Origin of the sequence: Streptomyces sp. NPDC048295 (assembly GCF_040652135.1) — a bacterium.
Classification (GTDB): domain Bacteria; phylum Actinomycetota; class Actinomycetes; order Streptomycetales; family Streptomycetaceae; genus Streptomyces.
The window spans coordinates 95,513-116,633 of sequence record NZ_JBEZLL010000012.1; the positions used below are offsets into that span (position 1 = coordinate 95,513).

The window sequence follows — 21,121 nt, forward strand, 5'->3', positions numbered from 1 at the left end:
CTGAGATCTGAGGCCGGCGATCGAGGCGACATGGATCATCCGGTTTTCCCATCATCGCGCACGTGATCGCGAGGCAACCTCCCGGGCCGAACACGCGTCCCACTCTGCGCGGAGAAATCTGCGCGCACAGGGAGCCCCGAAAGGACCCCGGGGGAATCGCGACCGAGCCGCACCGTACGGTTGAACGCCCGCCTTCGGTCGCATGAACACATGATGGAGAAACTCCGGATGCAGCATGCCAGCACCGTGCCCGTGCCGCCCCCGCGGCCCCGTTGGTGGACCGAGCTGCCGCTGCTGGCTCTGGTGTACGGGGCCTACTCGGCGGGCCGGCTGGTGGCGCGCGGCGACGTGTCCACCGCCGTCGACCACGGCCTGAGCCTCCTGCGCCTGGAGAAGACGCTCCACATCAACCTCGAACACCCGCTCAACCGGCTGCTCACCGCGCACCCCTCGATAGGCATACCCTCCGACTTCGCGTACGCGTCCCTGCACTACCTCGTCACGCCGGCCGTCCTGATCTGGCTCTTCCGCCGCCGCCAGGAGGTGTACCGCAGGGCCCGCACCTGGCTGATGACCTCCACGCTGCTCGGCCTGATCGGTTTCACGCTGATGCCGACCTGCCCGCCCCGGCTGCTGGAGGCCCGGTACGGCTTCGTCGACACGATGGCGCAGTACAGCTCGTACGGCTGGTGGGGCACGGAGGCCAGCGCCCCGCGCGGCATGGGCGGAATGACCAACCAGTACGCGGCGATGCCGAGCCTGCACGTCGGCTGGGCGCTCTGGTGCGGCATCCTGCTCTGGCGCCACAGCAAGAACCCGTACATCCGGGCCGCGGGCGTCGCCTACCCCCTGATCACCACGTTCGTGGTGATGGGCACGGCCAACCACTACCTCCTCGACGCGGTCGCGGGCGCCGCCGTGATGGGCGTCGGAGCCCTGCTGGCCCGGCCCGCGATGCGGCTGGCGGACCGGATCAGGGACCTGGTCGGGGCCCGCTTCCCGCGGGTCGCCCCGGTCGTCGAGTCCCCGATTGTCAGTGCCGGATGCAAGACTTCCGCGGGTGAGCGAATCCCTGGCCAGCGGACCACCTCCGCAGACTCCACCGATGCCGCGGCACCGGCCGACGCAGACGCCTCGGCAGGCCGACCGCCCCGGGCCGACACCGCCCCCACGGGAGCGGGAGCCACGGGGGACGACACTCCGGCAGCGGCTCGCTGAGCTGCGGGGACCGGCCGTCCCGCCCCGCCCGCTGGACGCCCGCGCGCTGGCCGCCCTCGCCGCCAACCCCGGCTGCCGGCGCCGCGCCCTGCTCGACGGTGCCGGGGTGGACAAGGCCGCGCTGGCCTCGGCGCTCGGTTCCCCGGCCCCCTTCGGCCAGTCGCAGTTCGCCTTCGTCCGGGGCAACGCCTTCGAGGCCAAGGTCAAGGCCGACGGGGGCACGGAGCTGATGCGGCTGCTGTACGAACGGCTCGGCGGCGGTGACGGGGCGCCGCGCGAGATCTCGGTGCCCGATCTGACGGCGGCGGGCCCCGAGGGCCGCGCCGCGCGTACGGCGCTGGCGCTGCGGGAGGCGACCGAGGCGGGCGGCTGGGCGCTGCTGGACCACCCGATGCTGGCCCTGGAGGTGGCGGGCTCCCCCGCCTATCTGGAGCCGGACGCGGTGGCGGTGCACCCCGACGGCACCTGGACGGTCGTCGAGATCAAGTCCTTCCCCATGGTCGACGGCTCGGCCGATGCGGCGAAGGTCGGTGCGGCGGCCCGGCAGTCCGCCGTCTACGTGCTGGCGCTGGAGCGGATCGCGGAGCTGACCGAGGGCGCCGAGGTGGGCCACCGGGTGCTGCTGGTCTGCCCGAAGGACTTCTCCAACCTGCCCACCGCCTCGGTCGTCGACGTGCGCAAGCAGCGCGCGGTCACCCGTCGCCAGCTGACCAGGCTGACCCGGATCGAGGAGATCGCGGCGGCCCTGCCCGAGGGCACCACCTTCGACCCGGAGTGCCCCCGGCAGCAGCTGGACGCCGCGGTCGAATCGGTCGGCGCGGCCTACGCCCCGGAGTGCCTGGCCGCCTGCGAGCTGGCCTTCCACTGCCGGGCGAAGGCGCGCGCGGCCGGTGCGGTGGAGGCGCTGGGGCGGAGTGTGCGCGGTGAGCTCGGCGGGCTGACCACGGTGGGCGAGGTGCTGGCGGCCGCCGCGGGCAAGGAGGGCGACCCGGCGGATCCGACGGTCGCGGCCCTGCGGCGCGCGGCGGCCCTGCGCGCCGAGGCGCTGGCGGGCGGTCCGGCATGTCGCTGATCAGCACCCTGGCCCGGCTGGAGGCCGTGGAGAGCGGCCGGGCCCGGCCGACGGCCACGGTCCTGCACCGCCATCTCACCGACCGGCCCCTCGTGCTGGTTCCGCTGACCACGGCCGGTGAGGCGGGCGCCCCGCTGGGCGCGCTCGTCGGGACCGACCGGGAGGCGCCCCGGCTGCTGACGGTCTCGCAGCCGCGCGACCGGGACCTGAGGTTCGCGTTCCTCGCCGAGCTGGCCGAGGCGGTGCTGCCGCACATCGAGGCGTACGAGGACGTCGTCGAGCCGGCCGAGCGCAACGAGACCGATCCGGAGACCGGGAAGAAGGTCAAGGTCGAGGTCGAGCTGTGCGCGGACGCGCCACAGCTGATCGTGCCGAGCCGGGCGGGCATCGAGTTCGTCCGGCTGCTGGGCCGCTCGATGCGGTTCCGCCGCACGGCCGAGGAGGACCCCGACACCCCGTACCCCGCCCCCGCCCGGGTCCCGTTGCTGGGCCGCTGGCTGACGCACTACGGGGAGCGGGCCAGGGTGCCCGGCTCCTCGCTGCTGCTCTCCGCGACCGATCTGCTGAACCGGCACTGGGCGACCGGGCAGAGCAGTCTGGAGGACCAGCACCTGGGCGCGCTGCTGGCCTGGATCGACGCCCCGGCGGGCGAGTCGGGCGCCTCGGCGGCGCTCCGCGCGGAGCTGGAGCGGGACGGCGAGGGGCAGCTGCTGTGCCCACCGGCCGGTCCGGCCACGGACCCGGCGTTCGACAACCGGCTGCTGGCGCCCGCCATCGAGAAGTACGACCGGGCGCGGACCTCGCTCGCGGCCGCCGAGGACGGGCTGGCGGCCGATGCCCGGCTCGGCGAACTGACGGCGGCCGAGCGCGGCATCAGGGCCCTGCTGGCCGGGGTGACGCGCCCGACGTGGGACGCGGTGTGGCGCGGGCTCGACCTGCTGAGGGAGCTCCCCGAGGGGGCCAGGGCCGAGGACCGCTGGACCAGGGACCGCTGGTCGTTCACGGGTCACCGGGACCGGGTGCGCTCGGGCGAGCCGCCGCAGCCGCGCCGGGACGACGCGGTGACGGCGGCGCAGAAGCTGGCCTCGCGGGAGACGGCGCAGGCCCAGCTGGAGGCCCAGGAGGCGCTGGACGATCCGCTGGTGCTGGCCGGGCGGCGGCTGGCCGGCGAGGCGTTCGTCGCCGAGGTGGCGGAGGTGGTGATGGCGTACAGCGAGTCCAAGCGCCCCTCGCCGCGCCCGCTGGTCACGGTCCGCACGGACGAGCACCCGCATCTCGGCGAGCGCACCAAGGTGTACCGCTCGCTGGAGGGCAGACCGCAGACCGCCGAGTTCGTGGGGTACGCCGAGCCGGAGGACGGGGGCGCGCCCCCGCTGGTGCTGCGGATCCTCGACCGGATGGGGCGGAGCAAGGAGCCGGCGCCGGGTTCGGTGCCCGAGCCGGGTGACCGGATCGCCTGGACGCTCTTCGAGCACGATCAGCGCGGCGGCCCGAAGCTGCCGGACCCGGAGCAGACGCCCTGGACGCACGGCGGCCCGCCGGGTGCGGCCGGGCATGCCGAGAGCCCCGACCCCGTGACCGCGGAGGACCTTCTGTGACCGCCGTATTCGACCCGGGCGCCCAGGCCGCGCGGGCGACCGACGCGATCCTCGCCGACACCCTGGGCGGTACGGAGCGCGGCATCGTGGTGGACTCCCCGCCGGGTGCCGGCAAGTCGACGCTCGTGGTGCGTGCCGCGCTCGAACTCGCGGCGGCCGGGCGTCCGCTGATGGTGGTCGCGCAGACCAACGCCCAGGTCGACGACCTGGTGGTGCGGCTGGCCGAGAAGGACCCGGGGCTGCCGGTCGGCCGGCTGCACAGCAATGACACCGACCCGTACGACAAGGTGCTGGACGGGCTGGCCAACGTACGGAAGTCGGCCAAGGCGTCCGATCTCGCGGGGCTCGACGTCGTCATCTCGACGGCCGCGAAGTGGGCGCACGTGAAGAACGTCGAGCCGTGGGGCCACGCGATCGTCGACGAGGCGTACCAGATGCGTTCGGACGCGCTGCTGGCCGTCGCGGGGCTCTTCGAGCGGGCGCTGTTCGTCGGCGATCCGGGCCAGCTGGACCCGTTCTCGATCGTCGGCGCGGACCAGTGGGCGGGGCTCTCGTACGACCCGTCGGCGAGCGCCGTCTCCACGCTGCTCGCGCACAACCCCCGGCTGCCGCAGCACCGGCTTCCGGTGTCGTGGCGGCTGCCCGCCTCCGCCGCGCCGCTGGTCTCGGACGCGTTCTACCCGTACACCCCGTTCCGCAGCGGTACGGACCACGGCGACCGGCGGCTGTCGTTCGGTGTGGCGTCCGACGGGTCGGCCCCGGACCGGGTGCTGGACGAGGCGGCGGAGTCCGGCTGGGGCCTGCTGGAGCTGCCGGCCCGGCACACTCCGCGCACCGACCCGGAGGCGGTGCGCGCGGTGGCCCTGGTCGTCCGCCGGCTGCTGGACCGGGGCGGCGCGGCGACCAGCGAGCGCTCGCCGGACCCGGTCGCGGTGACGGCGGACCGGGTCGCGGTCGGCACCGCCCATCGTGACCAGGCGGCGGCGGTACGGGCGGCGCTCGCGGAGCTGGGTGTGACGGGCGTCGCGGTGGACACGGCGAACCGTCTCCAGGGCCGCGAGTTCGATGTGACGGTGGTCCTGCACCCGCTCTCCGGCCGTCCCGACGCCACGGCCTTCCACCTGGAGACGGGCCGGCTCTGCGTGCTGGCCTCGCGCCACCGGCACGCCTGCATCGTGGTGTGCCGGGCGGGCGTCGCCGAGCTGCTGGACGAGCACCCGTCGACGGAGCCGGTGCAGCTGGGCGTCACGGTGAAGTTCCCGGACGGCTGGGAGGCGAACCACTCGGTGCTGGCGCATCTGGCGGAGCACCGGGTGCGGTGGGCGGGGTGACGGCCGCCGTGCTCCGGGCCCCCTTGCGGGGCGTTGGACAATGGAGGGTGGCCACCGGGCCGACCCAAGGAGGCAACACCACATGGCACAACCCGAGCGGAACGAGCGGCAGCGGCTGCGCCCCGCGCCCCTGCTCTTCGAGCCGTCGGCGGCGGTCGCCGATCCCGAGCACTTCTTCGACCTGGAGTCGATGGAGGATCCGAGGGAGCTGCTGTCCCGCGCCACCGAACTGACCCTGGCGTTCCGTGCCGCGACCGACCGCGCGGTCGAGTTCCAGGCGATCGCGGCCGCCCAGCTCGCCGATCCGCGCCGGTTCGACCGGCTCACGACCGCGGACATCGCACAGCGTGCGCAGTGGACCGAGGACTACGCCAAGAAGATGGTCGAGTTCGGCCGGAGCCTGCTGGGCGGTGCCACGCCCTGAGGGGCCGGTCCTGACTCCGGGCAGAACCACTGGCATATGCCCGAGCGCAAGATACTCCTCCGCACCCCGGCCTGTCCCGGTTTCCGGCAACTCTCGGAATCCGCTCGATCACTCCCGGTAGATATGTCGGCATGACCGCATGGCTGCCAGACAATTCGACCCTGCACCACGGCGACACCCACCAGGACGCGGGCCTCTTCGCCGTTCTGCGGAACCAGGCCGCGAACCAGACGGCTCAGGTCACGGCGGCCGGTGCCGCCTGGCTCGCCGGCGCCGCCGCGTATCCGCGCAGCACACTGGCCCAGTGGGAGGCCCACCCCTCCTCGCCGGGGGTCCTGCCCTGCGGTTCGGCCTTCGACGTGGTGAATGTGCCCACCCTCTTCGGGCGCCGGATGCTGGAACACCTGTGGTCCGACGGCCCCGGCTCCGGTCCGGTGGCCACGCACCGCGGGCGGATGCTGCTGTTCGCCTCGCCCGGCACCGCCCAGCGGCTCCCCTCGCTGCTCGACTGGGAGGAGTGGGGCGGCGGGCCCGGGCCGCGGGCCGTCATGGGCCCGCACGGGTGGGGCGACGGCGAGGAAGCCGACGGCAAGGTCCCGCCGCTGCTCTGCCACGGCACCGGGGACGCGGTGACCGTCCCGCCCCTGACCTGCACCTCCACCACTCCCGGCCCCCGCTGGCTGGTCGCCCCCGACACTCGCAGCCCCTGGCTGCCGGGCCCCGACGTGCTGCTCTGGGCCTGTGTGCGGGTGACCAGATCGGCGCCCTCGTCGATGGCCCGGAATTCGATTTTTCCTCCCGCCGATCCGGATGCTAATGTCTACGACGTCAGCAGGCGCCGCTAGCTCAGTTGGTTAGAGCAGCTGACTCTTAATCAGCGGGTCCGGGGTTCGAGTCCCTGGCGGCGCACAGACGGAAGAAGCCCCTCGCGCGAGCGGGGGGCTTCTTCGTGTCCGCCGGATGCCGGCCGCCCTACGTCCCGGTGGTGATCCGGACCGTCCAGGCGCCCGACGGCGTACGGTCGGCGACCTCGACCTTCGCGTGCGCGCCGGGGATGCTGTACGTCTCGCCGACCCGCAGCGGGGCGTCGGCGAGCGGCGCGTAGACCGAGCGGTCCCAGCAGGCGTCGGTGCGGGGGTGGGTGTCGAGGACCTCGACCGGGCCGCCGCCGGACGGGGTTCCGTTGCGTACCCGGTAGATCAGGACGCCCTCGGTGCAGGTCATGCTGTCGTTGCCGGTGGCGCTGCGGGCCTCGATGGCCACGGCACTGTCCTCGCCGGTCCTGATCACCGCGAGCCGGGTGCCGATGGAGGCACCGGGCTCGGGCACGGCGGCCATCGGCTCCAGGGTGACGTCCCGGCTCTTCTGGACACAGATCACCTGCTGGCTGTCCAGCCAGCCCAGCTTCCACTTGTGCCAGCCGAAGAGGTCCGGCGCGAGTCCGAACTGACTGCCCATCACGTCCCAGTCGCCGACGTAGGTGTCCCAGTCGCCCTTGCCGTCGGACGGCCGGTGGTACAGGTCCGGCAGGTCGAGGACGTGCCCGGTCTCGTGGGCCAGCACATTGTGGTCCGGCGGGTGCTGTTCGAAGACGGTGACGACGCGCCGGATGTCCGTACCGTCGGCGTGCAGCGGCCGGTCGAAGTTGACGACCTTGGTGGCATCGGAGTCGACGCCCGGGGCGTCCGGGTCGGCGACCAGATAGACGATGTCGTACCGGGAGAAGTCGACCTTCGGATCGGCCGCGGCGACGGCGTCGTGCAGATAGCTGCTGCGCCGGTCGTTGTCCCAGTCGCGGCGTATGCCGTACTGGTCGGACGTCTTGGGCATCCGGATCCACTGCCGCATCGGGTGCGGGCGCAGGGTGAACTTCCCGTACGAGGCGCGCTGGAAGAACCGGGTGGTGGCGGGGAAGTGGTCGGCGGCGAGCTGTGCGGGGGTCATGGCGGGGGTGTGGTCCGGGAAGGAGAGGAAGACCATGACCGCGTCGAGGGGGTGGTCGGGGCGGGGGTAGGAGCCGTTCCAGTCGCTCACACCGAGGGAGTGGTGCGCCTCGGTCCGGGGCAGGGCGCAGGGACCGGCCCCGTCAGCGCCGGCCGCGGCGGGCCCGGCGACGAGGGAGGTGGCAGCGAGCGCCAGAAGAGAGGTCACGGCGGCACCCACGGCACGCAGGCTCGGCCTCTCCACTCCCCCGGATCTGTGCTGACGCGGCGGCACGTCTACCTCCGGGTGCGAGATGCGGTCACCCACTCACCCTGTGATGATTCGAGGCTTTCGTCCTGTTGGGCTGCCCCAGTCGAGTCAGCAATCGATCACGACCCTGACCCTCACAGAAAGTCACAATCGATCAGCGAGGCCTTGCAGTAGAACGCAATCACTCAGAACTGATCTGTTACGTGCAAATCGGAGCTACGCATGAATGGCCCATGCGGGGCGAACGCGGGGCGTGGAAGGGTCGGACGCTGGAACGGCCGACGTACCAACCTCTATGCTTCACCAGGCTTTCCCGCGTGGATACCGCCTTCGACCCAGGCGCTCCGCGCGGCGGGCCAGTCCGGCCACACCTGTTCAGGACAGAACTGCACGGCGGGAGCGAACGGTGAGCGGAACCCCCGAAGGGCCCGGGCCCACGGCGGGCACACCCCGGTATTCCGCAGGACCGGCGACCACGGAATGTGACACTCCGTGGCCACCGGCCGGAGCCGGGTGCTCCGAGCCGCACGGCTACCGGGCCGCGTTCCTGGCCGCCACCCTCCCGATGGCCGTCGTCGATCACGAGGGCCTGGTCGTCACCGCCAACGAAGCCCTCGGCGGCCTCCTCGGCCGCCCCGCCTCCGCACTGACCAACCAGTCCGCGGCCGATCTGCTCGACCTCGCGGCGGACGGCCGCACCTGGCACGCGTACCGCGAGGTGCTGCACGGGCGGCGCTCACGGTTCCGCTGCACCCACCGGCTCAAGCACCCCGACGGACGCGCCCTGTGGGCCGAGGTCACCGTCGTACCGATGCCCGTGCAGGTGACGGGTGCGGGCGACGGATCCGCATCCGGCCGGGTGCTGCTCTCCGTCTCGGACATCAGCGACCGGCGCGAGCTGCAGAAGCGGCTGCGCCACCTCCAGATGCACGACCCGGTGACCCGGCTGCCCAACCGGACGCTGTTCTTCGAACGGCTCTCGGCCGTCCTGGAGACCCCGCCGTACGGCGACAGCGCCTCCGGGCACGGCCGGGTCGGGCTCTGCTATCTGGACCTGGACGGCTTCAAGGCCGTCAACGACACGATGGGCCACCGGATCGGCGACCGGCTGCTCGCCGCCGTCGCCGCACGGCTCACCGACTGCGCGGCCCAGGACGGCCCGCACCGCGCCGGCGCCCATCTGGTGGCGCGCCTCGGCGGTGACGAGTTCGCGATCCTGGTCGAGGACTCCGCCGGTACGCAGCAGCTCACCGACCTGGCCCGCAGCGTTCTCGCGGCCCTCCAGCAGCCCTTCGACCTGGCCGGACAGCGGATCTCCGTGTCGGCCTCGATCGGGGTGGTGGAACGGGCCGTGGCCGGGACCTCCGCCACCGGCCTGATGCAGGCCGCCGACACCACGCTGTACTGGGCGAAGGCGGACGGCAAGTCCCGCTGGACGGTCTTCGACCCGGAGCGCAACGCGCACCGGATGACCCGGCAGACGCTCTCGTCCAATCTGCGGCCCGCCGTGGAGCGCGGCGAGTTCACCATCGAGTACCAGCCGCTGGTCGGCATGGCCGACGGAGTCGTGCGCGGGGTGGAGGCCCTGGTCCGCTGGAACCATCCCCAGTTCGGCATGCTCTCGCCGAATCGGTTCGTCGCGATCGCCGAGGAGGACGGCTCGATCGTCCAGCTCGGCCGGTGGGTGCTGCAGTCCGCCTGCCGCCAGGCCCGGCGCTGGCAGCTGGAGCACCCCTGCGATCCGCCGCTGTTCATCAGCGTCAACGTCGCCGTGCGCCAGGTCTGGGACTCCGACCTGGTCACCGATGTCGCGGAGATCCTCGCCGAGACCGGCCTGGACCCCTCGCTGCTCCAGCTGGAGCTGACCGAGTCCGCGGTGATGGGCTCGGCGGGGCGCCCGATCCAGGCGCTCCAGTCGCTCAGCGAGATGGGCGTACGGATCGCCATCGACGACTTCGGCACCGGCTACTCCAACCTCGCCTATCTGAGCCGGCTGCCGGTCTCGGTACTGAAGCTGGACGGCTCCTTCGTACGCGGCTTCCGCTACGACGACGGCGCCCACCCGAGCCCGGCCGACGAGACGATCGTCGAGGCGATGGTGCAGCTGGCGCACCGGCTGGGCCTGACCGTCACCGCGGAGTGCGTGGAGACGGCCGGCCAGGCGGAACGGCTGCGCAGGATCGGCTGCGACACCGGGCAGGGCTGGCTCTACTCGCGCGCGGTGGCCCCGGAGCGGATCGCCGAGCTGATCGGCACCCGCCCGATGCAGGGCTGAGCCGGCGCGGGGGGCCGGGTCAGGCCGTGGGCAGTCCGTACGCGTCCGCGATCAGTTCGTAGCTGCGCAGCCTCGCCTCGCCGCTGTGGGCGTTGGCGGTGATCATGAGCTCGTCGGCGCCGGTGCGCTTGGCCAGGCCGTCGAGGCCGGTACGGACCTGGTCCGCGGTGCCGTGGACGATGTTGGCGAGCCAGCTGTCGACGAACTCGCGCTCCATCGGGCTGAAGGCGTAGGCCTCCGCCTCCTCGGGCGTCGGGACCAGACCGGGGCGGCCGGTGCGCAGCCGGACCATGGACAGCGCGCCGGAGAGCACTTGCCGGCGGGCCTCGCGCTCGTCGTCGGCGGCCAGGGCCGCAACACCGATCAGGGCGTACGGGGCGTCCAGCACCGCGGACGGCCGGAACGACTCCCGGTACAGGTCGAGCGCCGGAATCGTGTTCTGGGCCGAGAAGTGGTGGGCGAAGGCGAAGGGCAGGCCGAGCACACCGGCCAGCCGGGCGCTGAAGCCGGAGGAGCCGAGCAGCCAGAGCGGCGGGCGGGACGGCGACTGGACGCCGCCGTCGGCCGTGGCCTGGACGGGGCCGGGGACCGCGTGGATGCGGGCGTAGGGGTGGCCGTCGGGGAAGTCGTCGTCCAGGAACCGGGTCAGCTCCGCGAGCTGCTGCGGGAAGTCGTCCGCGCCCTCGTTCAGCCGGTCGCTGCGGCGCAGGGCGGCCGCCGTCGCGCCGTCGGTGCCGGGGGCGCGGCCGAGGCCGAGGTCGATTCGGCCGGGGGCCATGGCCTCCAGGGTGCCGAACTGTTCCGCGATGACCAGCGGTGCGTGGTTGGGCAGCATCACGCCGCCGGAGCCGAGCCTGATGCGCTCGGTGCGGGCGGCGAGGTGGGCCAGGATCACGGCGGGCGAGGAGGAGGCGACGCCGGGCATGGAGTGGTGTTCGGCGACCCAGTAGCGGTGGAAGCCTCGGCGCTCGGCGAGCTGCGCGATGTCCACACCGGTGCGCAGCGCCTGGGTGGCGGTACGGCCCTGCCCGACGGTCACCAGGTCCAGCACGGAGAGCGGAACGGGGGCCGTTCCCTCCGCCCTGCCACGGATCTCGTCGCCTCGAATCTCGTCCACGTGCTGACCTCTCCGGTGATGCGCCTCGGTCCGGCTCGTACGTCCGGCTCGTACGTCCGGAAGCGGATAACAGGAGGTTGTCTCCGGTTATTCCCCCGCATGTCTCCGGGAAGGACCGGAGTCACGTTCCCGGCCTGCCGCGCCTGCCGCTGTGGGCGCGTGCCCGGCCCTCGCCCCAGGCGGCGACCGGGGCCGGCGGGGCTTCCCTGGCGGCGAAGAGCCGGCCCAGTCGCGGGGACCACGAGCGGCGGCCGGCCAGGCGCAGGCCCTCGCGGACGGTGACCTGGTTCCCGGTGAGGACCGGTTTGCCGAGGAGTTCCTCCAGGTCCGCCTCGTGCCCGGCGGTGTGCAGTGCCGTGTCGGGCAGCAGCACCACGTCCGCCTCCGGCCGGTCGGCGGCGACGGCCAGTTCCTTCACCCGGTCCAGGTCCCAGGCGGCGGCCTCGGCGGCCGAGCCGAGCGAGGCGGCGCGGGCAGCGGCCACCTCGATGCCCGCGGCATGCAGGAAGTCGGCGAACAGACCGGTGACCCGCTCGGAGTAGGTGGAGGCGACGGCGACCCGTCCGGCGCCCAGCTCCCGTACCGCGTGGGCGAAGCCGAGGGAGGCGCTGGAGGCGGGCACACCGACGGCCCGGGCCAGGGCGGCGGTCTGTTCATGGGCGCCCTCCCAGCCGTACAGGAAGCTGCCGCCGCCGCTCGCCCACACGACGGACTCGACACCGGCGCGCTGCAGCTCCTCCACCCCGGCGGCCAGGTGTTCGGGCGAGCCGGTCCGCATCAGGGCGTCGATCCCGTAGGCGTCCTCGTCGACATCGGTGCGGTTCACGACCAGCCTGACGGCGTCGAGCAGGATCTCCATCCGTGGGAAGTCGTCCGCCGCGAAGTGACCCGGGTAGAGAATTCCGACGATCGTCATGTCCACAGGTCCACCCTCCCTGTTTCCGTTTCCTCCAAGTATTCCCCCATATGTCGCGACGCCTCCGATGCCCTGTTGACGGGTGGGGGCGCGGGTGCGAGCGTGGTCAATCCGCACATCCCAGACGCAGCGGAGCGAGCGCCTCTCATGTCAGAGCCCACCCTGCTCGTCCTGGACAGCGACCCGTCACCACGGCTGGGCCGGCTGACCGGCCGGGCCCGGATCCGCTACACGGACGAGGCCGGACTGGCCGCGCGGCTCCCGTCGGCCGATGTGCTGCTGGTGTGGGACTTCACCTCCGACGCCGTACGGGCCGCCTGGCCCGGTGACGGGCCGCGCCCCGCCTGGGTGCACACGGCGAGCGCGGGCGTGGACCGGCTGCTCTGCCCGGAGCTGACGGCCTCCGGCACGGTGGTGACCAACGCCCGGGGCATCTTCGAGCGGCCGATCGCCGAGTACGTGACCGGTCTGGTGCTGGCGTTCGCCAAGGACTTCCCCGGCACGCTGGAGCTCCAGCGCCGGCGGCAGTGGCGCCACCGCGAGAGCACGCAGCTCGCGGGCAGCCGCGCGGTGGTCGTGGGCGCGGGCCCGATCGGGCGGGAGATCACCAGGCTGCTGATCGCGCTGGGGGTCCAGGTGGCGCTCGTGGGGCGCAGGGCGCGGCGCACCATCCACGGCGCCGAGGATCTGGACCGGCTGACCGCGCTGGCCGACTGGGTGATCTGCGCGGCTCCGCTGACCGAGTCGACCCGCGGCATGTTCGACGCCCGGTTCTTCGGGCTGATGCAGCCGTCGGCCCGGTTCATCAACGTGGGGCGCGGCCCGATGGTCGTCGAGGACGATCTGGCCGAGGCCCTGCGCAGGCGCTGGATCGCGGGCGCGGCGCTCGATGTGTTCGAGCAGGAGCCACTGGGGCCGCAGAGCCCGCTCTGGGACGTACCGGATCTGGTCGTGTCACCGCACATGAGCGGCGACACGGCGGGCTGGCGGGACCGGCTGGGCGAGCAGTTCGTCGCGATGTACGAACTCTGGGCGGCCGGTGAGCCGCTGCCGAACGTGGTGGACAAGCAGCGCGGTTACGTACCCGTGGTGGAGCCGGGTGAGTGATCCGGGACCGAAAGCGGCACTGGCGTTCGACAGTGGACGGACGAGCGAATTCGGTTCACCGGAAAAAATCTTTCCGGGCGCGGGGCGCGGACGCACCCGTCCGTTCCCGCGCACGGCGCTGTGACCTCGCCACTCGCCGAACGGCATTGACGTTGACATATGCCAGATGGATGCTCCGCAGCTCACAGGGGTGCCACGCGTCGGCGAGTCGCCAACAGCCGCCCCGGACAAGGGCCTTGGCGGCTATCGTGAAGGCAGAGCTTGCGGTCACAACCTGGTAGGGGGAAACCGTGACGTTGAAGCCCGAACCGACCGCACCGTTCCATTCGGTGCAGTACGCCCTTCGTGTTCTCGAAACGGTCTCCAAGCACGGCAACGGTGTGACGGACACCCAGATCTCCCGCGAGACGGGACTGCCCACCGGCCACCTCACCTCCCTGCTGCTGACCCTGCGCCGCGAGGGCTACGTGGAGCAGGTCACCGACGGCGCGTACGTCATCGGTTCCTCGCTCCTGCTCCTCGGTTCCGGCCCGGCCCGCAGACAGGCCCTGGAGACCAGACTCCAGCAGATGCTGGCGCAGCTGCGCGATTCGGTCGGCGCGGCGGTCTACATCAGCCGGTACGTCGACGGCGAGATCCGGGTCACGCAGTACGCCGACGGCCCGCTCACCCCCGCGGTCAACGAGTGGGTGGACTTCCGCTCGGCCGCCCACGCCTCGGCGGTCGGCAAATGCCTGCTCTCCCAGCTGGATCACAACGGCCGCCGCGACCACATCTCGCGCCACAAGACGCCCCGGCTCACCTCACGGACGATCACCAACGAGAAGGTGCTCTTCTCCAAGCTGGACAGCCAGCCGGCCACGGTCCCGATGCTCGACATCCAGGAGTACGCGGTCGGCACGGTGTGCGCGGCGGTACCGCTGACGGCCGGTGCGTCGGCGGGCTGCCTGGCACTGTCGCTGCCGATCGAGGACGCGCACCGCCTGCGCTCGGCGGCCGACACCCTGAACCGGCGGGCGGCGCCGGTCCTCCTGTCGATGGCGCTCTAGGCGCCGTCCGGAGGGGTGTCATCAGCACCCCTCCGGAGCAGGTATTATTTTCGAGTCAGCAAGCGCCGCTAGCTCAGTTGGTTAGAGCAGCTGACTCTTAATCAGCGGGTCCGGGGTTCGAGTCCCTGGCGGCGCACAGACAACGCACTGGGCGGTTCACGTACACACGTGAACCGCCCAGTGTGTTTTCGCTGCTGCGGAGGGCGGGGGCCGCCGCAGCAGCGGGAGCCGGCCCCGAGGAACCAGGGGCCGACGACGGCAAGCGCGCCGGACCCCGCGAGCCCTGCATGACCCGGACGAAAGATCCTGGCTAGTGCGGGTCCACCCGCCCTGCCTCCGTGTCCTCGGCCGCCGTACGGGCTCGGACTCCGCGCCCGTCCGGTGCGTCCGGTCCGTCCGGTGCGTTCGGTCCGTCCGGTGCGTTCGGTCCGTCCGGCGGTCGAGGGCCGAACGCGGCACGCCCGTGTGTCTCGTACTCACGCAGCAGAGCGCTCAGCCGCTCCTCGCCGAACGGCTCGTACCCGGCGCCGTCACCCTTCCACCACACGGGTCCCCCGGACCAGAACCCCTCCCGGCGCAGCCCCGCACGGTGCACCTTGTTCGTCGCCGTGACCGGCATCGCCGGGACGATCCGGACGAAGGCGGGGGCCATCTTCGTACCCAGGTCCGACTGCGCGGCGAGGAACGCGGCGAAGGCGGCGGGGTCGAAGGCGGCCCCCTCCCGCATGGCCAGCGCCGCCATCACCTGGTCCCCGGCGACCGGGTCGGGCACCGCGTACACCGCCACGGCCGCCGCGTCCTGCCAGCGGGCCAGGATGTTCTCGATCATCGCGGCGGCCAGGTTCTCGCTGTCCACCCGCAGCCGGTCATCGGTGCGGCCCGCGAAGTAGAGGAAGCCCTCGGCGTCGCGGAAGAAGAGGTCACCGGTCCAGTACCAGCCGTCGCGGACCCGCTCGGCCTCCGCCGCCGTGTTGCGCCAGTAGCCCTCGAAGGGCGTACGTCCCCGGTTGACCAGCTCCCCGATCGCCTCGGCCCCGTTGGTCAGCCGGCCCGCTCCGTCGAAGACCGCGACGGCCCGCTCCTCACCGGTCTCCGGGTCCACGACCGCGAGATCGTCGCGGGCCGCGGCCTTCCCGATCGCCCGCTCCGGGGTGTCCGGGGTCCGCTGGATCGCCGCGCCGCCCTCGGAGGAGCCGTAGCCCTCCACCAGCCGTACCCCGAACCGCTCCCGGAACCGGGCCGCGTCCACCGCACCGGCCTCGGTGCCGAAGCCGAGCCGCAGCGGGTGCTCGCGGTCGTCCGGGCGTTCGGGGGTGGCCAGCAGATACTGCACGGCGCGACCGACATAGGTGAAGTACGTCGCCCCGTGCGCCCGTACGTCGTCGAGGAATCCGGAGGCCGAGAAGCGGCGGCGCAGCGCGACGGCGGCCCCGCCGGCCAGTGCGGGTGCCCAGTCCGCGATCACGGCGTTGCCGTGGAACATCGGCATGCAGATGTAGTGGACGTCCTGGCGCCGTACGCCGAAGTGGTCGACGAGCGACTGTCCGGCCGCCGCCAGCCGTCCCTGGGTGCAGATCGCGGCCTTGGGCGCGCCGGTCGATCCGGAGGTGAAATAGAGCAGCATCCGGGTTGCGGGGCCGATGTCCGGCCGGGCCGTGTCGCCGGGCCGGGCCCCGGCGTACGGGGCGAGAAGTTCGGCGTACGCGTCGCTGTCGGTGACCAGCATCCGGACACCGGGGAGGTCCAGGCCGTCGAGCAGTGGCAGATGCGCGCGTTCGGTGACCAGGACCCGGCAGTCGGTGTGCAGGATGTCCCGGGCCAGTTCGGCGCCGCGCCGGGTGGGGTTGATACCGGCCACGGCGGCCCCGGCCAGGGCCGCCGCGCTCAACCAGAGTGGGAATTCAGGGGTGTTGTCCAGCAGCACCCCGAGGTGCGGTTCGCTGCCCGCCGACAGCAGATCCGCCAGGAGCGCGGCCCGCGCGGCAGCGCCCGAGGCGACCTGGTGATGAGTGAGGACGGTGTCCTGATGTCTCAGTCCGGGCCGGTGGTCGCCCCATTGGCGCTGTACGAGCTCCGCTACGGTGCCTGCGCTCCTCATGGCGCCGCACGGTAACCGACTAGGCGTCAGAACTGAACATCGGAGCAGGCGTAGAACGCGTTGCCCGTGTCAGCGATGTTCCAGACGCTCAGGATGATGTGCTTCCCGCTCTTCTGGGTGGGGATGGTGCCCTGCTGGGTCAGGGTCGCCGGGGGCTGCTTGCCGCCGTACGGCACCGTCATGAAGGGCTGCGATTCCAGGGCGGCCCTGGTCAGCGGCTTGGTGGGGTCCCAGCCGTCCTTGGTGATGTAGTAGCGGAAGTCCGTCGTGGCATGGCGCGCGGTGAACTGCCAGCGGAAGCTGAAGCCCTGGCCGGCGGTGACCTGGGTGGCGGGCCAGTTGCCGCCGCGCGGGTCGTCGAGCTGGGCGAATTCGCCGTGGCCGCCGGAGCAGATCGCGCCGTCGGCCGGACCTGCCGCCGGGAAGCCCTTCGGGCCCTCGACGCTCTGTGGCTCCCACTGGATGTTGCCGCAGCCCGTCACCGTGCCGTTGGCACAGAGCTTCTGACGGCTGATGGGGTTGTCGGTGTAGCCGTGGCTGCTGGCAGTGCTCGTCGCGAACATCGAGACGCCCGCGATTGCCAGGCCGACCACGGCCGCGCTTGCCCTTTTACGCATTGCTGTCGCTCCTCAAGAACGTGGGGGAGGTTCCATGAGCTGTGCTGCACGCGTGTCCTGCGGTCTAGACCAAGACTTAGATTATTGACGGGATATGAACATGTCCAGACCAATGAGAGTTGGATTCCGCTTGGCCCCACGGCCTCCTCCCGGGGCCCTCAAGCGCCTTCCCCACCGCTGCGCCCGGTGTAGAACGCCACCGTCAAGTCCTTGACCAGGGACTTCCGTTCGTAGTCGTCGAGCTCCACGATGCCGCGGGCGGTCAGCCGGTTGACCGTGTCGTCGACCGCGTCGACCACCGAAGTCAAGACGCTGTCGCGGTGCTTGGCGTCGATGGCCGCGATCCGGCGGCGCTGCATCGCCGCGGCGACCTCCGGCGCGTACTCGATACCGGTCGGCTGCGCCGAGTACACCTCGATGCCGACGGGTTCGCAGTCCGCCTTCAGCATCCGGGTCAGCGCGTCGCCGACCGCCTCGGCGTTGCGCAGGGTGTGCGCGTCCTCGTGGAAGGCGTCGGCGGGCAGCTGCGAGAGGACCCGGGCCATCGCCGCCTCGACCTGTTCACGCAGATACGCCTCGTGGTCGGCGACCCCGAGCGTCGCCCGTACGGTGTCCTTGATCCGCCACACCACGAGGACGACGACGCGCAGCGCCGTGCCGTTGGCGTCCACGGCGGGCAGCGGTTCGCTGCGCCAGTGCCGCAGGCGTACGTCGACCCGGCGGCGCAGCAGCAGGGGGCTGATCCACATCAGCCCGGTCCGCCGCACGCTCCCCCGGTACTCGCCGAAGAGCGTCAGCACCCAGGCGTACCCCACACGTCCCCGGCTCAGGCCGCCGAGCGCGAAGAGCACCAGCGACACCAGCGCGACGAGCGCCGCCCAGGCGCCGGTCCCGATCCCGTCGTACGGGCGCGAGCCGATCCCGAACCGGGCCAGCGCGGCGGCGGGCAGCGCTCCGATCCGCCAGAGCACGGCGCCCCCGGCGGCGGCCCCGGCCAGTCCGGCGAGCAGCGCGAGCCAGCCGGGGAGCGCGGGGCCCGGCCGCTCGGCGAGCCGTGGATCGGCGAGCGGGGCCGGGCGCGTCGAGGGCCGCACCTGGGGCCCCCTCGGCACGGGCGGCCGCCGCACCCCCGTCTGCGGCGGGTCGCCACCGGCCGCCCGCCGCAGCACACCGGCGGGGAGCGCGGCCGCGTCGGTGCGCACGGCGTCCTCGCGGAAGAGCAGGTGCACGGGGATGGACGCGGTCCGCTCGTTGGCGATGACCGCGTGGTGGCGCCCGATCCCCCACAGCGTGTCGTCGGTCCGCTGCACGGCCCCGTCGCCGCCGGAGACGGGGAGGGAGTCGAAGACGGTGTCGGGGGCCGAGCGGTGCCGGGGCGAGGACGGGTCGGGTTCGGTCACCGGGGCCGCGGCCGGGACCGACACCGAGGCCGAGGTCGCGCCGAACGCGGAGTCCAGGTCCTCGCCCGGGACCAGGTCCAGCACGAGATCGACCACGGAGTCCGCCCCGTCCTCCGCCCCGGCCTCCGCGACGGACCCCGCCCCCGGGACGGCGACCGCGACCGAGGCCCCCGGGACGCCGGGCCCGTCCGGACCGCCGTCCTCCCGCCCGGGCGGCACCACCCGGTCCGGGCCGCACACCTGGACCGGCTCCGGCTCCCGCCCGTCCTCCTGCGGCCTTCCGTTCTCCGGGGTTCCGGAGCTGTCCGACACCGTGGATCGCATACCCGCCTCCGTCATGTCCGTCGTGTCACCCGAAGAGCCGGCGCCAGGTCTCCGGACCGGGGTAGCCGTCGGCCGCTCCGCCCCGCCAGCCCTGAGCCCGTTGGAAGGCCTCGACATTGCGCCGGTCCGCCTCGGTCCACCGGGGCCCGGGTCCCGACGTGTAGTACGTGCCGAATCCCTTCTTCACCAACTGCTTGCCGAGCCTGTCGACATGGCTGTTGGACTGTCCGGGCCGGAAATGGCCCCGCCCGGGGAACTTCGCATCCGGGTTCGAGTCGCCGTGGCCGGCCCCCGTTCCCCCGCCCCCGGCGCCGGGGATGTCGCGGCCGGTTCCGTCGGCCAGCAGTCGCCAGGTGTCGGGGCCGGGGATGCCGTCCGCCTCCTTGCCCTTCCAGCCCTGGGCCTTCTGGAAGGCCTGGGTCGCGCGCCGGTCGGCGTCGCCCCAGCCCGGACCGGGGCCGACCGTGTAGAAGCGCTTGCCGCCCCGGTCCATGAGCATCGTGCCGAGCTGGGTGACGTACTTGTTGCTGGCGCCGGGGCCGAACTTCGCGGTGCCCGGGAACCCCGCCGCCGAGGAACCGCTGCCGGCGCTGCCGCCGCTCAGGCCCTTGTAGCGGTAGGCGACGTAGTTGCCGGAGTTGGTCCAGTACGCCATGGGCGTCTTCTTCTTGCGGGTGTGCGGCTTCGTCTGCTCGTACGCCGTGTAGTGGGTGTGCGTGTAGTCGGTCCAGCCACCGAAGATCGTGACGTGCGAGCCCTTCGAGGGGTTGGCCGGGTTGTGGAAGAGCAGGATGTCGCCGGGCTGGAGCTCATCCCGTGCGATCCGCGTCCCGAACGCGGCGAGGCTGCCGGTCCACTCGTTGCCGGGAAGGTTCCAGGCCATCGACACGAAGCCGGAGCAGTCCTGCCGGTATCCGTCGGACCAGTACTTGACCATGCTGTACGGGACCTCGGCCGACACCCACTTCTTCGCGCGGTTGATGATGTCGGCCCGGCTGCTCCTGCGCAGTTTCGGCGTGGTCGTCGTGGACGACGGCGGCCCCGCGGCGCCGCCGCCGCGCAGCGGTCCGGGCCCGCCCTGCGGACTGTCCCCGTCCGGGTCCGTCCGGGCGGCTCCGGCCGCCCGGGCCGCCTGGTCGCCCGTCGCACCCACCGCCTCGGTGACGCCGGAGCCCAGCACCACTCCGGCCGCGGTGGCCAGCACCAGGGCGCGGCGCGCGCCGTGTGCGGCCGGATGACCTCCGTGGCGCACGGGCGGTGCGCCGGCGGCGGTGCGCCGCTGCGCGGCGCACCCCGCACAGATGCAGTCGATGGCGGGCACGTACTCCTCGAAAGCCGGCACAGTCATGCGATTCCCCTCCGCACTCGTCAAGATCTTTGGGCGCATCTGCACGGGCGTCAGTGTCTCAACTCTCCTGACATATCGCATTTTGACGGACAGAAGAGAAAAAACGACCATCCGACAGGCCGCGATGGACGGTAAATGGTCAGGAGCACCCCCGGCTTCGGGTAGAGTTCTCCAGGTCAGCAGGCGCCGCTAGCTCAGTTGGTTAGAGCAGCTGACTCTTAATCAGCGGGTCCGGGGTTCGAGTCCCTGGCGGCGCACGCAGAGTCAAAGCCCCCTCACCACGCGTGAGGGGGCTTTGCTCGTTCGCGAACCTTCCACGCAGGAGCCTCCCGCACCGAAGCCCCGCGCCGGGCCTGCGCCCCTCGACGCCCTCCACGGCGCCACCTTGAACCACTACCCGCACAGACGTCGCACAGTCGTCGCAGAGCTGCCATACAGTCACCAACCGGTCACTCAGCGACGCAAGGGCCGTTCTCATACGCCTCCACGCGCCGCCTCCACAAGGGGGCAGCACATCGCACGTACGACCGGTGCCCCACTCCCTCCGCCCTCGTGATCGGGTCCGGGCCGGACAGCCCGTCCGGGGATCACCAGCTCCAACCAGGCTGACGGACCGTGCAGTTGGGGCTACGGCGGGGAACTCCGGTTGTCCGCGACGGGGGATGGGCCCCGCTCGGGAACTGGCGCCGAAGGGCAGCGGGCAGCCGGAGGGGCGACGTTCCGCATCGGAGCGGACGACCGCCACGGCGCCCCGACGTGCGTCGGCACCGGCGACCCGGTGCCGGTATCGGCCCTCAGGCGGATCGGCGCTCCGCGCGGGGGACGGTGGCCGTCTCCGCGAAGCCGGTCCGGCCCCGTGCGGTCACCCGTGCCACGGACGCCGGCCGACGGCCGGTGGCCGGTGGCGCCGGGCCCGAAGCGGACGGCGGGCCGACGAGCGGGATCGCGGTCGCGGCACCGGGCAACCGGGCGCCGGTGTCCTCGGGTCGGCACATCGACGAACGGCTTGCCGCCGATCTTCGCGGAGAGCCGCC

Annotated in this window: 16 protein-coding genes and 3 tRNA genes; 12 read left to right on the plus strand and 7 right to left on the minus strand. The window is 72.6% G+C overall.

The genetic code is table 11. The features are described from left to right. Positions 1-228: 228 nt before the first annotated feature. The 7 genes from AB0D53_RS19485 to AB0D53_RS19515 all read left to right on the plus strand — a co-directional run bounded on the left by AB0D53_RS19485 (position 229) and on the right by AB0D53_RS19515 (position 6,552). Positions 229-1,218 (plus strand): phosphatase PAP2 family protein, encoded by a 990-nt coding sequence (locus AB0D53_RS19485; RefSeq protein WP_362447911.1) that lies wholly within the window; start codon positions 229-231, stop codon positions 1,216-1,218. Continuing rightward, a complete protein-coding gene (locus AB0D53_RS19490; RefSeq protein WP_362447914.1) occupies positions 1,106-2,290 on the plus strand; it encodes a hypothetical protein in 1,185 nt (394 codons plus the stop codon). Before AB0D53_RS19485 ends, AB0D53_RS19490 begins: the two co-directional genes overlap by 113 nt. Continuing rightward, on the plus strand, positions 2,281-3,888 hold the full coding sequence (locus tag AB0D53_RS19495; protein ID WP_362447917.1) for a hypothetical protein: 1,608 nt from the start codon (positions 2,281-2,283) through the stop codon (positions 3,886-3,888). Before AB0D53_RS19490 ends, AB0D53_RS19495 begins: the two co-directional genes overlap by 10 nt. Beyond that, complete coding sequence (locus AB0D53_RS19500) at positions 3,885-5,219, plus strand: AAA domain-containing protein (RefSeq protein ID WP_329820884.1); 1,335 nt, start codon at positions 3,885-3,887, stop codon at positions 5,217-5,219. Before AB0D53_RS19495 ends, AB0D53_RS19500 begins: the two co-directional genes overlap by 4 nt. A gap of 82 nt (positions 5,220-5,301) precedes the next feature. Continuing rightward, on the plus strand, positions 5,302-5,643 hold the full coding sequence (locus AB0D53_RS19505; RefSeq protein ID WP_329820885.1) for a hypothetical protein: 342 nt from the start codon (positions 5,302-5,304) through the stop codon (positions 5,641-5,643). A gap of 131 nt (positions 5,644-5,774) precedes the next feature. Next, positions 5,775-6,488 carry a hypothetical protein gene (locus AB0D53_RS19510; RefSeq protein WP_362447921.1) on the plus strand — a complete coding sequence of 238 codons (714 nt, stop codon included), beginning with the start codon at positions 5,775-5,777 and terminating at the stop codon, positions 6,486-6,488. After that, positions 6,479-6,552, plus strand: a tRNA-Lys gene (locus tag AB0D53_RS19515). Before AB0D53_RS19510 ends, AB0D53_RS19515 begins: the two co-directional genes overlap by 10 nt. Before the next feature lie 63 nt (positions 6,553-6,615). Here the strand turns inward: AB0D53_RS19515 and AB0D53_RS19520 are convergent. Next, a complete protein-coding gene (locus AB0D53_RS19520; RefSeq protein WP_362447924.1) occupies positions 6,616-7,830 on the minus strand; it encodes a M6 family metalloprotease domain-containing protein in 1,215 nt (404 codons plus the stop codon). Positions 7,831-8,242: 412 nt separating this feature from the next. Here AB0D53_RS19520 and AB0D53_RS19525 point away from each other — a divergent pair, with 412 nt between their 5' ends. Next, positions 8,243-10,111: an EAL domain-containing protein gene (locus AB0D53_RS19525; protein ID WP_362447927.1), complete on the plus strand. Its 1,869-nt coding sequence runs from the start codon at positions 8,243-8,245 to the stop codon at positions 10,109-10,111. 19 nt (positions 10,112-10,130) lie between these two features. Here AB0D53_RS19525 and AB0D53_RS19530 read toward each other — a convergent pair whose 3' ends face one another. Both AB0D53_RS19530 and AB0D53_RS19535 read right to left on the minus strand, forming a co-directional pair. Next, positions 10,131-11,228: an LLM class flavin-dependent oxidoreductase gene (locus AB0D53_RS19530; protein ID WP_362447930.1), complete on the minus strand. Its 1,098-nt coding sequence runs from the start codon at positions 11,226-11,228 to the stop codon at positions 10,131-10,133. Between the two features lie 121 nt (positions 11,229-11,349). After that, positions 11,350-12,144, minus strand: a complete 795-nt coding sequence (locus AB0D53_RS19535) for a decarboxylase (RefSeq protein WP_362447933.1) — start codon at positions 12,142-12,144, stop codon at positions 11,350-11,352. A gap of 147 nt (positions 12,145-12,291) precedes the next feature. Between AB0D53_RS19535 and AB0D53_RS19540 the strand changes: the two genes are divergently transcribed. The 3 genes from AB0D53_RS19540 to AB0D53_RS19550 all read left to right on the plus strand — a co-directional run bounded on the left by AB0D53_RS19540 (position 12,292) and on the right by AB0D53_RS19550 (position 14,436). After that, positions 12,292-13,251, plus strand: coding sequence for a D-2-hydroxyacid dehydrogenase (locus tag AB0D53_RS19540; protein WP_329820890.1), 960 nt, complete (start codon positions 12,292-12,294; stop codon positions 13,249-13,251). 290 nt (positions 13,252-13,541) lie between these two features. After that, positions 13,542-14,300: an IclR family transcriptional regulator C-terminal domain-containing protein gene (locus tag AB0D53_RS19545; RefSeq protein ID WP_362447937.1), complete on the plus strand. Its 759-nt coding sequence runs from the start codon at positions 13,542-13,544 to the stop codon at positions 14,298-14,300. 62 nt (positions 14,301-14,362) lie between these two features. Then, a tRNA-Lys gene (locus tag AB0D53_RS19550) sits at positions 14,363-14,436 on the plus strand. A 174-nt stretch (positions 14,437-14,610) separates the two neighbouring features. Here AB0D53_RS19550 and AB0D53_RS19555 read toward each other — a convergent pair. The 4 genes from AB0D53_RS19555 to AB0D53_RS19570 all read right to left on the minus strand — a co-directional run bounded on the left by AB0D53_RS19555 (position 14,611) and on the right by AB0D53_RS19570 (position 20,087). Then, positions 14,611-16,398, minus strand: a complete 1,788-nt coding sequence (locus tag AB0D53_RS19555) for an AMP-binding protein (RefSeq protein ID WP_362447940.1) — start codon at positions 16,396-16,398, stop codon at positions 14,611-14,613. Between the two features lie 26 nt (positions 16,399-16,424). Further along, a complete protein-coding gene (locus tag AB0D53_RS19560; protein WP_362447943.1) occupies positions 16,425-17,015 on the minus strand; it encodes a lytic polysaccharide monooxygenase auxiliary activity family 9 protein in 591 nt (196 codons plus the stop codon). Positions 17,016-17,173: 158 nt separating this feature from the next. Continuing rightward, positions 17,174-18,739, minus strand: coding sequence for an SPFH domain-containing protein (locus AB0D53_RS19565; RefSeq protein WP_362447946.1), 1,566 nt, complete (start codon positions 18,737-18,739; stop codon positions 17,174-17,176). Between the two features lie 25 nt (positions 18,740-18,764). After that, positions 18,765-20,087 carry a peptidoglycan-binding protein gene (locus AB0D53_RS19570; RefSeq protein WP_362447949.1) on the minus strand — a complete coding sequence of 441 codons (1,323 nt, stop codon included), beginning with the start codon at positions 20,085-20,087 and terminating at the stop codon, positions 18,765-18,767. Positions 20,088-20,270: 183 nt separating this feature from the next. Here AB0D53_RS19570 and AB0D53_RS19575 point away from each other — a divergent pair. Beyond that, positions 20,271-20,344 (plus strand) — tRNA-Lys (locus AB0D53_RS19575). Positions 20,345-21,121 lie beyond the last annotated feature (777 nt).